Annotated in this window: 10 protein-coding genes; 5 read left to right on the forward strand and 5 right to left on the reverse strand. The window is 74.7% G+C overall.

Going from position 1 to position 12,574, the window contains the following annotated elements; all coding sequences use genetic code 11:
* Positions 1–168 precede the first annotated feature (168 nt).
* Together ACZ42X_RS20390 and ACZ42X_RS20395 are read left to right on the forward strand one after the other, a co-directional pair.
* A complete protein-coding gene (locus tag ACZ42X_RS20390; RefSeq protein WP_468291748.1) occupies positions 169–1,464 on the forward strand; it encodes a DUF6986 family protein in 1,296 nt (431 codons plus the stop codon).
* A 78-nt stretch (positions 1,465–1,542) separates the two neighbouring features.
* Positions 1,543–3,270, forward strand: a complete 1,728-nt coding sequence (locus ACZ42X_RS20395; RefSeq protein ID WP_468291751.1) for a serine/threonine-protein kinase — start codon at positions 1,543–1,545, stop codon at positions 3,268–3,270.
* Between the two features lie 88 nt (positions 3,271–3,358).
* On the opposite strand, the gene ACZ42X_RS20400 is transcribed toward ACZ42X_RS20395, so the two are convergent.
* Positions 3,359–4,342, reverse strand: coding sequence for a LacI family DNA-binding transcriptional regulator (locus tag ACZ42X_RS20400; RefSeq protein ID WP_468292420.1), 984 nt, complete (start codon positions 4,340–4,342; stop codon positions 3,359–3,361).
* Positions 4,343–4,723: 381 nt separating this feature from the next.
* Here ACZ42X_RS20400 and ACZ42X_RS20405 point away from each other — a divergent pair, with 381 nt between their 5' ends.
* Positions 4,724–5,692, forward strand: coding sequence for an ROK family protein (locus tag ACZ42X_RS20405; protein ID WP_468291754.1), 969 nt, complete (start codon positions 4,724–4,726; stop codon positions 5,690–5,692).
* A gap of 31 nt (positions 5,693–5,723) precedes the next feature.
* Here the strand turns inward: ACZ42X_RS20405 and ACZ42X_RS20410 are convergent, their stop codons facing one another.
* Positions 5,724–6,941: an FAD-dependent monooxygenase gene (locus tag ACZ42X_RS20410; RefSeq protein ID WP_468291757.1), complete on the reverse strand. Its 1,218-nt coding sequence runs from the start codon at positions 6,939–6,941 to the stop codon at positions 5,724–5,726.
* 86 nt (positions 6,942–7,027) lie between these two features.
* Here ACZ42X_RS20410 and ACZ42X_RS20415 point away from each other — a divergent pair, with 86 nt between their 5' ends.
* Positions 7,028–7,606, forward strand: a complete 579-nt coding sequence (locus tag ACZ42X_RS20415) for a hypothetical protein (protein ID WP_468291760.1) — start codon at positions 7,028–7,030, stop codon at positions 7,604–7,606.
* 4 nt (positions 7,607–7,610) lie between these two features.
* On the opposite strand, the gene ACZ42X_RS20420 is transcribed toward ACZ42X_RS20415, so the two are convergent.
* Entirely contained in the window at positions 7,611–9,146 is a 1,536-nt protein-coding gene (locus ACZ42X_RS20420) for an MFS transporter (RefSeq protein WP_468291763.1), read from the reverse strand.
* Complete coding sequence (locus tag ACZ42X_RS20425) at positions 9,143–9,775, reverse strand: TetR/AcrR family transcriptional regulator (protein WP_468291766.1); 633 nt, start codon at positions 9,773–9,775, stop codon at positions 9,143–9,145. The genes ACZ42X_RS20420 and ACZ42X_RS20425 overlap by 4 nt, the downstream gene beginning before the upstream one ends.
* Positions 9,776–9,890: 115 nt before the next feature.
* Between ACZ42X_RS20425 and ACZ42X_RS20430 the strand changes: the two genes are divergently transcribed.
* Complete coding sequence (locus tag ACZ42X_RS20430; protein ID WP_468291769.1) at positions 9,891–10,931, forward strand: NUDIX hydrolase; 1,041 nt, start codon at positions 9,891–9,893, stop codon at positions 10,929–10,931.
* 141 nt (positions 10,932–11,072) lie between these two features.
* On the opposite strand, the gene ACZ42X_RS20435 is transcribed toward ACZ42X_RS20430, so the two are convergent.
* Complete coding sequence (locus ACZ42X_RS20435; RefSeq protein WP_468291771.1) at positions 11,073–12,461, reverse strand: M20/M25/M40 family metallo-hydrolase; 1,389 nt, start codon at positions 12,459–12,461, stop codon at positions 11,073–11,075.
* Between the last annotated feature and the right edge of the window lie 113 nt (positions 12,462–12,574).

Consider the following 12,574-nt stretch of genomic DNA (forward strand, 5'->3'; position numbering starts at 1 on the left):
AAGAATTCCCCCCCCTGTTTTTCCTGCCCCCCCCCCCCCCCCCCCCCCCCCCCCCCCCCCCCCCCCCCCCCGGCCCGTTGGAGGGACCATTGACGCAGGTCACGGACACCCATTAACTTCACCATACGGATTGTTGTTTCCGTGTAGTGGAAAGTGGAGGGTGTGGGAATGGGTCAGGGTCAGCAGGAGAAGGTGGCGACGAGCCTCGCCGGAGCGGTCAGCGAGGGCATCAGCGCCTCCCTCGTCTCGGTCGACGAGGAGCTCGCCCGCCGCTACCCGGGCGACCCCGGCACCCGCCAGCCCGTCCACACCGTCTACGTACCGGGTGAGGTCTTCGACGCGGGCACCATCCGCTCCTGGGGCGACCAGGCCCTCGCCATGCTCGACGAGCACGCCCCCGACGCCGCCTCCCTCGCCGCCGTCCTCGGCCTCTCCGACGAGCTCGCCGACGACGTCCACGCGCGCGTACGGGCCAAGCTGGAGCGCGAGCCCATCGAGGACCTGCGCGTCGACTTCGAGGACGGGTACGGGGGCAAGGACGAGGACGCCGACGCCGCCCGCGCCGCCCGCCTGATCTCGGAGGCGTACGCACAGGGCACCGCCGCGCCGTACATGGGCATCCGCATGAAGTGCATGGAGGCCGCCGTACGCGACCGCGGCATCCGCACCACCGACGTCTTCCTCACCGGCCTCATGGAGCGCGGCGGGCTGCCCGAGGGCCTCGTCCTCACCCTGCCCAAGGTCACCTACGCCGAGCAGGTCAGCGCCTTCGTCCGGCTCGTGGAGGCCTTCGAGAAGGCCCACGGCCTCGACGCCGGCCGCCTCGGCTTCGAGATCCAGATCGAGACCAGCCAGGCCATCCTCGCCTCCGACGGCACCGCCACCGTCGCCCGCATGATCGACGCCGCCGAGGGCCGCGCCACCGGCCTCCACTACGGCACCTTCGACTACAGCGCCTGCCTCGGCGTCTCCGCCGCCTACCAGGCCAGCGACCACCCGGCCGCCGACCACGCCAAGGCGATCATGCAGGTCGCCGCCGCCGGCACCGGCGTACGCGTCTCCGACGGCTCCACCAACGTCCTCCCGGTCGGCCCCACCGAGAAGGTCCACGACGCCTGGCGCCTCCACTACGGCCTCACCCGCCGCGCCCTGGCCCGCGCCTACTACCAGGGCTGGGACATGCACCCGGGCCACCTCCCGACCCGCTACGCCGCCGTCTTCGCCTTCTACCGCGAGGGCTTCGAGCAGGCCGCCAAGCGCCTGGCCGCGTACGCCAACCACGCCGGCGGCGACGTCATGGACGAGCCCGCCACCGCCAAGGCCCTCAGCTCCTACCTGCTGCGCGGCATCGACTGCGGCGCCCTCGACACCGACGAGGTCGCCCGCCTCACCGGACTTTCCCGCGCCGACCTGGACGGCTTCGCCGCTCCGCGGCGCGGGGATCTGACGGCCACGGCCCAGTAGGCGCCGGGGCTGTCACCGCTGGCCCGTACTCTGTACGCGTATTCGGACGGGAATCGCGACACAGGGGACGGGCCAGCGGTGTCTTCGGGGGAGAACGAACTGATCGCCGGGCGCTACCGGGTCATCCGGCAGCTCGGCCGCGGCGGCATGGGCGTCGTCTGGCGCGCGCTCGACGAGGTGCTGGGCCGCGAAGTGGCCCTCAAGGAGCTCCGTACGTACACGGACTCCTCCGGGCACGAGCTCGCCGACCTGCGGCTGCGGATGCAGCGCGAGGCCCGGGCTGCGGCGCGCGTACGCCACCCCGGGGTGATCTCCGTCCACGACGTGGCCGACCACGAGGGCCGGCCCGTCATCGTCATGGAACTGGTCGACGGGCCCTCCCTGGACGACGTGCTCGCCGAGCGCGGCGTCATGGACCCGCGTGAGGCCGCCGCGATCGGGGCCCGCGTCATGGAGGCGCTCGGCGCCGCCCACGCGGTCGGCGTGCTGCACCGCGACGTCAAGCCGGGCAACGTCCTGCTGGACCGCACCGGCCGCGTCGTCCTGACCGACTTCGGCATCGCCGCCATGGACGACCCCGGCGACGGCTCCACCGCCCACCTCACGCGCAGCGGCGAGATCGTCGGCTCGCTCGACTACCTGGCCCCCGAGCGCGCCCAGGGCCACGAGCCGGGACCCCCCTCCGACATCTGGGCGCTCGGCGCCACCCTGTACGCGGCGGTCGAGGGCTCCTCGCCCTTCCGCCGTACGTCAGCGTGGTCGACGCTCAGCGCGATCGTCGCGGAGCCGCTGCCCGAGCCCCAGCGCGCGGGGGCCCTCGGCCCCGTACTGCGACTGCTCATGGACAAGGACCCCGCGCGGCGCCCGGACGCGGCGACGGCGGCACGGCTCCTCGCGGAGGTGGGGGAGGGGCGGGCGCCCCGGACGGCGCCCCCGTCGGCGTACGTGCCCACCGAGCTGAACGCCGTGCCGCACCGGCCGCAGGGCTTCGGCCCGCCGCCCGCCGCGGGTCCGGGTCCGGTGCCTCCGGTGTCGGCGGCGGGTGCAGGCCCGGGGCCGGCACCGGGGCCGTCGGCCGCTCCGACGGCCGTTCCGGCGGCCGGGCGGGCGGAGCGTGCGGCGACGCGTCGCAAGAGCCGCGGCAGGCTCCTCGTCGCCGTGGCGACCGCGGCCGTCCTGCTGGCGGGCGGAGGCGTGACGTACGTCCTCATGGAGCGCGACCAGCCGACGGGCGGACAGGCGCTCGTGGGAGGTCAGGCCGATCCCACGTCCGGTACGCGCGACCCCGGTCGCGCGCTCGACCAGGGCGCCGGGGCGTCACCCTCCGCCGCCGCGACACCGGGCGACGACGCCGAGCCGTCGGAGTCCGCCGCCACACCGGCGTCCGGCACCCCGTCCGCGAAGGCGCCCGACGCCTCCCCGTCGCCCGCGCCGACGCGCAAGCCGCCCACGCGCGGCACGGGCGGGGGTACGGACACGGGCGGGGGCGGCGGGGCGGACCCCGCGCCTTCCTCCGCGCCCGCCCCCGTGTGCCACTCCATCGGCGGCGGCAAGTACAACTGCCAGGTGTGGGCCAGGGCGAAGTCGTACCGCGCCGACGGCAGCGAGGCGGGTGTCCTCAACGCCGGCACCAACTACTTCTTCTGCCAGTCGAACCTCGGCCGCCGCGAGACCCACGGCGAGTGGACCAACGTGTGGTGGGCCAAGACGGACGACGACAGCGGCAACGCCGGAGTGTGGGTGAGCGACGTCTACATCCGGGGCGGTGACAACGACGCGCCGGTGCCCGGCCTGCCGGTGTGCTGACCGGCAGGTAGGCAGGTAGGCAGGTAGGCAGGGAGGCGGCGAGGGCGTCTGGGCCGGCTGGCCGGCCGGCCCAGACGGCCGGCCCGCGTCAGGAGGACGGCGGCGCGATCTCGCCCGAGCCCCGCGGGATCAGCGTCGTCTCCAGCACCACTCGCGCCGGGGCGTCGTCCGAGCCGTCCAGCCGCCGGAAGAGCCGCTCCGCCGCCGTGCGCCCCAGCGCCGCCGCGTCCTGCGCGATGACGGTGATGCCCAGCAGGTCGGCGAGCTCGATGTCGTCGAAACCGACCAGCGCCACCGGGTGCGGGCGCCCGGCCAGCTCCCGTACCACCGTCACCGTCACGCGGTTGTTGCCCGCGAACAGCGCCGTCACCGGCTCCGGCCCGGCCAGCATCGCGGCGACCGCGCCCCGCACGCGCTCCGGTTCCGTCGAACCGAGCGAGACCCAGGAGTCGTCCACCGCCAGCCCCGCGTCCTCCATCGCCGCCCGGTAGCCGCGCAGCCGCTCCACGGCGGTGTGGATGCGCGGCTGGTCGCCGATGAAACCGATCCGGCGGTGCCCGTGCGCGATCAGGTGCGTCACGCCCGCGCGGGCGCCGCCGAAGCTGTCGGAGAGCACCACGTCGGCGTCGATGCGCCCGGCCGGGCGGTCCACGAAGACGGTGGCGACACCGGCCCTGATCTCCGGCTCCAGGTACCGGTGGTCGGTGCCGGCCGGGATCACGATCAGCCCGTCCACGCGGCGCGCGCAGAGCGCCAGCGCCAACTCCTGCTCCCGGTCCGGGTCCTCCGCACTGGAGCCGTTGATCAGGAGGGCCCCGTGGGCGCGGGCGACCTCCTCGACGGCACGGCTGAGGGGCCCGTAGAACGGGTCCGCGAGGTCCTCCAGGACCAGCCCGATGGAGGCGGTGCGTCCCTTGCGCAGCACCCGCGCGCTGTCGTTGCGGCGGAAGCCGAGCGCCTCGATGGCCTCCTGGACGCGGCGTTCGGTGTCGGGGGTGACGCCCGGCTCGCCGTTCACCACGCGGGAGACGGTCTTGAGTCCGACACCCGCGCGGGCGGCCACGTCCTTCATGGTGGGCCGGGTGCCGTAGCGGTGGTCGGGGCGGCGGGCGGTCTGGGCCACAGTGCGCTTCCTGCTTCCTGTCGTCATCGTCGGAAAGTCGGAGGGTCGGAGGGTCGGAGTCGGGGTCTAGGCGTCGGAGGGCCGGGGGTCGGGGTCGGGGCGTCGGATGTGATGGTCCGACGGTCGGATGGTCGGGTGAGACGAGTGTTCGGATAGTGAGATGGACGGGTGTATCAGCCTGTTGGCGTCGAGCATAGGCCCTGGACAACGTTGTCAACGCTGGCGTACTGAGGCAGACTCTTCCTGAACAAGGTCTGTATTCGCAGGTACTCGCGGGTACGCGTAGGTACGCGCCAGTAACTGACAGCTCTCACGGGGGACCACACGCCGATGCACTCGGACCTCACCGCCGCGCTCGACATCGGAGGCACCAAGATCGCCGGTGCCCTGGTGGACGGCGACGGCGGGATTCTCGTACGGGCCCAGCGGCCGACCCCGGCGCGTGAGGACGGCGAGACGGTGATGCGCGCCGTCGAGGCGGTCCTGGCCCAGCTCACCGCCTCACCGCTGTGGGCCGCCGTCACGGCGGTCGGCATCGGCAGCGCGGGTCCGGTCGACGCCTCCGCCGGTACGGTCAGCCCCGTCAACGTCCCCGGCTGGCGCGACTACCCCCTCGTCGAGCGGGTGCGCCGGGCGACCGGCGGCCTGCCCGTCCAGCTCGTCGGGGACGGTGTGGCGATGACCGCGGCCGAGCACTGGCAGGGAGCCGCCCGCGGCCACGACAACGCGCTCTGCATGGTGGTCTCCACCGGCGTCGGCGGCGGACTCGTCCTGGGCGGCCGGCTCCACGCGGGCCCCACCGGGAACGCCGGCCACATCGGCCACATCAGCGTCGAGTTGGACGGGGACCCCTGCCCGTGCGGGTCGCGCGGCTGCGTCGAACGGATCGCCAGCGGCCCCAACATCGCCCGCCGCGCCCTCGGCAACGGCTGGCGGCCCGGCCCCGACGGCGACGCCACGGCCGCCGCGGTGGCCGCCGCCGCGCGCGCCGGGGACCCGGTCGCCGTCGCGTCCTTCGAGCGCGCCGCCCAGGCCCTCGCCGCGGGGATAGCCGCCACCGCGACGCTCGTCGAGATCGAGGTCGCGGTGATCGGCGGGGGAGTGGCGGGCGCCGGCGAGGTGCTGTTCGCGCCGCTGCGGCGGGCCCTGGGCGACTACGCCACCCTCTCCTTCGTGCGCCGCCTGACGGTGGCCCCGGCGCTCACGGGCACCGACGCGGGGCTGCTGGGCGCCGCGGCGGCAGCCGCCCCGCACCGGCCGTCCGGGACGGCGGCCACGGCGGCGAGCCTCAGCCGCTGAGGGGCCCGGCGGCCACGTACCCGGGCCGGGGCTACCGGGAGCGGGCGGCCTGCAGCGTGCCCGCGACCCGCGGCCCCAGCCACCGCTTGAGCCTGCGCAGCGCCTCCAGCCGCTCGGCCGCCCGGTCGAGCCGGTAGTACAGCTGGGGCGGGACGTGCGGGAGGAGCGGCGAGTGCCGCTGGCCCAGCAGCGCGAACATCCGCGGCGGCGGCAGGTTCACGTACCGCGGCAGGTTCTCGTACCACTGCGCGCTGTACCGGGCGGCGCTGCGGAGGGGGAGGAGGGCCGCCTGCCGTTCCCGCTCGTAGCGGGCGAGGGCCGGCTGGAGCGCGGGTGACGCGCGGAGCGCTCCCGCCAGCGCCATCGCGTCCTCCAGCGCCAGTGTGGTGCCCGCGCCGATGGAGTAGTGCGTGGTGTGGGCGGCGTCGCCGACCAGGACGATGTTGTCGCGGTACCACGTCCGGTTCGTGACGGTGCGGAAGTTCAGCCACTGCGCGCTGCCGTCGGGGTGCGCCCGGCCGATCAGCCGATGGCCGTCCAGCGGTTTCGCGAACAGTTCCTCCAGCAGCGCCAGCCCCTCGGCATGGCTCGCCCGGTCCAGGCCGAGGCCCCGCCAGGTCTCGGGCGAGCACTCGACGACGCAGGTGCTGCGGTCCTCGCCGTATCCGTAGGCGTAGCACCAGATCCAGCCGTGCGCGGTCTCCACGAAGGTGAAGGTGAAGGCGTCGAAGACCTTGGTGGTGCCGAGCCAGACGTACATGTTGCGCCCCACGGCCACCTCGGTGCCGAAGTGGCCGGCGTGGCGGTCGCGCAGCGTGCTGTGCACCCCGTCCGCGGCGACGATCAGATCCGCGTCGGACTGCGGTCCGCCGGCTCCCGGGTCCGCCGCCGCCTCGTCCTCGAACTCCAGCCGTACGCCGAGGTCCCGGGCGCGGCCGGCGAGGACGTCGAGGAGGTGGTGGCGGCCGATGCCGAAGCCCTCGTCGCCGTGGTGGGCCGTGGTGGCGTCGCGGACGTGCGCGACGCCGCCGCTCCAGCGGACCGAGTGCTCGGCGACGGCGCGCGCGGACGGGGGGTCGTACGCGTAGAGCTTGTCGAGCAGTCCCGGCCAGTACGTCACCCCCCAGCCGTACGTCGAACCGGCCGGGTTGCGCTCGTGGACGGTGACGTCATGCGACGGGTCGAGGCGTTTCATGAGGAGGGCGAAGTAGAGACCGGCGGGCCCTCCACCGACGCAGGCGATCTTCACGCGCGCTCCCGTCGAACCGCCCTTCAAGGGGCGAGCTGCTCACGACACAAGGTGCTGTTATCGGCACAGAGAGTAACATTCGCGGCATGAGTGACCTGCAGACCTCCGCGCGTGGCTGGCACACCGTCCAGCTCGCGGTCTTCGGATTCATCGGCATCTGCGGGGTGCTCAAGAGCAGTGGCAGTGGCAGTGGCAGTGGCAGTGGCGGGGGCGGATCGGCGGTGCCGCGCGCCGTCGAGGAGGCGGCGGGTGTCCTGGTCCTGGTGGCGCTCGCCGTGGCGTGCTGGGCGACGTACCTGGTGGCGCGCGTGGCATGGCCGCTGCCCGGGGCGATGGCGGTGGGGGCGGCGGGGCCGGAGGGCCCGGCTGAGGCGCAGGGGCGGGCGGCTCGCCGGCTGCGCGCCGGACTGACCCTGACGTTCGTGGCCGTCGTGCTGGTCGCCACGGCGGCGGCCTCGGCGTGGTGGCCCTCGCCCGAGCCCCGGCCCGAGCCCGCCGCGCCGTCCGGACACCTGCTGCGGGTGACGACGTCGGCGGGTACGTTCTGCGGAACCCTGGCCCCGGGCGGCGGCGACGGGAGCCTCCGCATCCAGGTTCAGGGGCGGGGCATCGACATCCCGTTCGCCGGTGTCGCGGAACTGAGCCCCACGCCCAGCTGCCCGTAGGCCGTCACCGGCCCTCAGCGCGAGCCCGAGCCCGAGCCCGAGCGTGAGCGCCGACGCCGGAGCCGGCGCTCGCGCGGCTCCCGGCCGGGCTTCCGCGCCCCGGCCGCTCGCTTGCGCTCCCGCTCTCGCGCGCGGGCAGCGCCGTCGCGCACAGCGCCCCGGCCGCGGCGACGGCCGCGAGGACGGTGAGCGTCACGCCGATCGCGGTGGTGAGGCCCTCGGCCGCCCACGCCGACCGCGGCCCGCCGGTTCCCGGCGCGCCGGTTCCGTGCCGGCCGCCCGGCGCGGCCAGGGCCATCACCATGGTCGCCACGGCGACGCCGAGCGCGGGCCCGACGTTCATCGCCGTCTGCTGCAACCCGCCCGCCACCCCGGCGTACTCGACCGGCGCATGGCGTACGAGGACGGCGGTGGCGGTGACCATGACCGTGCCGAACCCGGCGCCCAGGAGCAGGAAGCCACCACCGGCCGCGTAACCGGAATCCGTTCCGGTGACGGCGAGCCAGGACAGTGCCAGGGCCCCGAGGGTGAGCAGCGCCATCGCCGACACGGTCGACCGGCGTGGCCCGAGGCGGCGTGTCAGCCGGTCCGCGACCGCCGCGCTCAGGACCATCATCACGGCCAGGGGCAGTGCCGTGAGGCCGCTGCCCAGCGGGTCCATGGCCAGGACCTCCTGGAGGAGATACGTGCCGACGAACAGCGCGCCGAACAGCGACGCCGACGCCGCCAGCAGGACGGCGAGCGCCGTGGCCACCGTCGCCGACCCGAGGACCTCCGGCGGCAGCAGCGGGTTCGCCGTACGCCGTTCGTGCACGAGGAACGCGCCGCCGCAGGCCGCCGCCGCGACGAGCCCCAGTGCCGTCGCCGCCGTCCAGCCGGCCGCCGGAATGCCGACGAGAGTGTGCACCAGGCTCACCAGCGTGAGGGCCAGCAGGCACGCGCCGGGCAGATCGAGCCCCACCGCGCGCCGGCGCGCGCGCTCCGGCAGGCGCACCGTGAGCGCCGCCACGCCGATCGCGACCGCCGGGACGACGTTGAGGAGGAACACGGCCCGCCAGCCGAACTGCGTGGTCAGCACTCCTCCCACCACCGGCCCCGCCGCGGCCGCCAGGCCGATCACGGCCGTCCGCAGCGCGAGCGGCCGACCGATCCGGTCGGGCGGGTAGGCCGCGCGCAGCATGCCCAGCGTGGCCGGTTGCAGCAGCGCGCCGAAGACGCCCTGGGCGACCCGCAGGGCGATCACCCAGCGCACGCCGGGCGCGAGGCCGATGCCCGCCGAGGCCGCGCCGAAGCCGAGGATCCCCACGGCGAAGAGCCGCTGGTGGCCGTACCGGTCGCCGAGCCGTCCGGCGAACACCAGCAGGCTCGCCACGGCGATGAGGTAGCCGGTGCTGGTCCACTGCACCTCGGTGAAGGAGGCGTGCAGGTCGCGCCCCATGGTGGGCTGGGCGACGGTCAGCACGGTTCCGTCCAGGGCGACGATCGCCGCCCCGGCGACACTGCCCGTGAGGATCAGCCGTTGCGGGCGTCGCACGTTCACCGGCCCTCCGGCCCCGTCACCGCTGCCGTTTCCGGTCCCGTCTCCCTGCCCAGATGCGCGTCGAGCGCGGCGCGCAGCAGCGGCTCCACGTCGTCGCAGCCGGTCGCGAGGGGCAGGCTGCCCCAGCGCCACAACTGCGCGATGCCGTGCAGGTTCGCCCACAGTGCGCCCGCGACGACCGCCGGCGCCGGTTCGCTCCGGGGGCGCGCGCGGCCGACCAGGTCCACGAGTACGTCGAAGAGGGGGAGCGTCGTCTCGCGCAGACCCAGCACGCCGCTCTCCAGCAGGTCGTGGCGGAACATCAGCTCGAACATGCCGGGGTGGGTCCGCGCGAAGTCCAGGTACAGGCGCCCCAGGACCAGGAGCCGCTCCCGAGGCGTCGCGGCAGCCGCCGCCCCGTCGGTGTCGAGGGCCGCCCCCACCTTCTCGGCCAGTTCGGCGAAGCCCTCCCGGGCGATGGCCGACAGCAGGGCCAGGTGGGTCGGGAAGTAGCGGCGCGGGGCGCCGTGCGACACCCCTGTCCGCCGGGCGATCTCACGCAGCGTCAGGGACGGGATCCCCTCACTGTTCAGCAGTTCGACGCCGGTCTCGATCAAACGGGCCCGCAGCCCTGAGGTCGTCTCCGTCATGGACGGTGTCTACCAGACCGGCGTAGACACTGTCTACGCCGGTCTGTCCGGCCGCGGGTTTCCATGGCAGTGTGGTGCGGGCAAAGCCACTGGGGGCTACGGAGGAGGGGGAGCCGTGATCGTCTGGATCAACGGTGCGTTCAGTGCGGGCAAGACCAGTACCGCGCGCGAACTGATCGATCTGATCCCGAACAGCACCTTGTACGACCCCGAGGTCATCGGCGGGGCGCTGGGCCGGCTGCTGCCGCAGAAGCGTCTCGCGGAGGTGACCGATTACCAGGACCTGCCCATGTGGCGGCGGCTGGTCGTCGACGCCGCGGCCGCGCTGCTCGCGGAGGTCGGCGGGGTGCTGGTGGTACCCATGACCCTGCTGCGACAGGAGTACCGCGACGAGATCTTCGGCGGGCTCGCCTCCCGTCGCATCGCGGTACACCATGTCGTTCTGACACAGGACGAAACGATCCTGCGCAGGCGTATCGCCGAGCGCCGGGAGTTCGACGGCGACCCGGACGGCAACGAGCGCGTACGGCAGTGGGCGTACGCCCATATCGAGCCCTTCCGCGCCGCACTCGGCGGCTGGCTGGGCTCGGACGCGTACGCCGTCGACAACGGCCGCCTCACTCCGTACGAGACGGCCGCGGCGATCGCCGAGGCGGTGCGCGGCGAGGCGGTCGGCGCGTGCGAGATCGTGCAGACGCCGGAGCCGACCGGAGAGACGCTCGCGGCCGGGGTGCTGCTCTTCGACGAACAGGACCGCGTGCTGCTGGTCGACCCCACCTACAAGCCCGGCTGGGAGTTCCCCGGCGGGGTCGTGGAGCCGGGCGAGCCCCCGGCCCGGGCCGGCATGCGGGAGGTCACCGAGGAGATAGGGCTCGAACTCGACGCCGTACCGAAACTGCTGCTCGTCGACTGGGAACCGCCCCGCCCGCCCGGCTACGGCGGCCTGCGCCTCCTCTTCGACGGCGGCCGCCTCACCGGGGCCCAGGCCGCCGGCGTCCTGCTGCCCGGAGCCGAGCTGCGCGGCTGGCGCTTCGTCACCGAGGAGGAGGCCTCGGGCCTGCTGCCCCCGGTCCGGTACGAACGCCTCCGCTGGGCCCTGCGCGCCCGCGAACGCGGCACCGTGCTGAACCTCGAGGCGGGCATCCCGGTGGGCTGAGCGGCGGGCCCGGACGGACGGGCGGGCGCTGCTTCGCCGGCACGGCTCAGGCCGGGCGTGCGGCCCGGCGTGTGCACGATCCGGGCCCGCGCCCCGGCCTTCCGCTGTGCGCGGCTTCCGTTCGCGGCCGGCCGGGACGGCTCAGCCGCGCTTGGAGCGGGCGTAGTTGACCAGGAAGCACGCCTCCGCGACCGACATCCGCTCCAGCTCCTCCGGCGACACGCTCTCGTTCACCGCGTGGATCTGCGCCTCCGGCTCGCTCAACCCGATGAGCAGGATCTCCGCCTCCGGGTACAGCGCGGCCAGCGTGTTGCACAGCGGGATGGAGCCGCCCATGCCCGCCGCCTGCATCTCCTGACCCGGGTAGGCCGCCCGCAGCGCCTCCGCCATGGAGGTGTACGCGGGGCTCGTGACGTCCGCCTGGAACGGCTGCCCCTGCCCCACCTGCTCCACCGACACCCGCGCACCCCACGGCGTGTGCGCCTCCACGTGCGCCGCCAGCAGCTTCGTCGCCTCCGCGGCGTCCTGGCCCGGCGGCACCCGCAGGCTGATCTGCGCCCGCGCGGAGGCGTGCACGGACGGCGTGGCCCCGACCACGGGCGGGCAGTCGATGCCCATGACGGTCACGGCCGGGCGCGCCCACAGGCGGTCGCCGACCGCGTCGTGACCGATCAGGCCCACCCCGTCGAGCACCTTCGCGTCCTTGCGGAAGTCCTCCTCCGGGTACCGGAGCCCCTCCCACCGGCCGTCCGCCGCCAGCCCGTCCACCGTCGTCGAACCGTCCTCGGCGCGCAGCGAGTCCAGGACGCGGATGAGGGCGGCCAGCGCGTCCGGCGCGGCCCCGCCGAACAGCCCCGAGTGGAGGTTGCCCTCCAGCGTGTCCACCTGGACGCGCAGCATCGTCATCCCGCGCAGCGACGCCGTCACGGTGGGCAGACCGGCGCGGAAGTTCCCCGCGTCGCCGATGACGATCGCGTCCGCCGCCAGCAGCTCCGGGTGCTCCTCGGCGTACCGCTCCAGGCCGCCCGTGCCCTGCTCCTCCGAGCCCTCGACGACGACCTTGACGCCGACCGGTATCCCGCCGTTCGCCTTGAGGGCGCGCAGCGCGAGCAGGTGCATGATGACGCCGCCCTTGCAGTCCGCGGCGCCGCGGCCGTACCAGCGGCCGTCCTCGCGCTCGGTCAGCTCGAACGGCGGAGTGACCCAGCCGGCCAGGTCGAGCGGCGGCTGCACGTCGTAGTGCGCGTACAGCAGGACCGTCGGGGCGCCCGCCGGACCGGGCAGGTACCCGTACACCGCCTGCGAACCGTCCGGGGTGTCCAGGACGGCCACGTCCCGGAAGTCCTCCGCGCGCAGGGCGTCCGCCACCCAGGCCGCCGCGGCCTCGCACTCGCTCGGCGGGAACTGCGCCGGGTCCGCCACCGACTGGAACGCCACCAGCTCCGCGAGCTCCGCCTTCGCGCGGGGCATGAGGGAGGCGACGGTCTCGGCGATCGGCGCGGCGGTCGGGTCGGTGGTGCTGGCGGACATGGGCACGCTCCTGGTAGGTGCGACGTTGGACTGACGGTGGTGACCGTTGTACGCGTACGGGCGAACGCACGACCGATCCTCCCACAGGGGGTGGCGCGGGCCCGAGCCGTAGG

Source organism: Streptomyces sp. NPDC030862 (assembly GCF_055571835.1).

Excerpts from the sequence above, each read along its gene's own strand:
- ACZ42X_RS20425 (WP_468291766.1), bottom strand. The coding sequence starts at position 9,775 with ATGACGGAGACGACCTCAGGGCTGCGGGCCCGTTTGATCGAGACCGGC.
- ACZ42X_RS20415 (WP_468291760.1), top strand. The coding sequence starts at position 7,028 with ATGAGTGACCTGCAGACCTCCGCGCGTGGCTGGCACACCGTCCAGCTC.
- ACZ42X_RS20435 (WP_468291771.1), bottom strand. The coding sequence starts at position 12,461 with ATGTCCGCCAGCACCACCGACCCGACCGCCGCGCCGATCGCCGAGACC.
- ACZ42X_RS20405 (WP_468291754.1), top strand. The coding sequence starts at position 4,724 with ATGCACTCGGACCTCACCGCCGCGCTCGACATCGGAGGCACCAAGATC.
- ACZ42X_RS20390 (WP_468291748.1), top strand. The coding sequence starts at position 169 with ATGGGTCAGGGTCAGCAGGAGAAGGTGGCGACGAGCCTCGCCGGAGCG.
- ACZ42X_RS20400 (WP_468292420.1), bottom strand. The coding sequence starts at position 4,342 with ATGAAGGACGTGGCCGCCCGCGCGGGTGTCGGACTCAAGACCGTCTCC.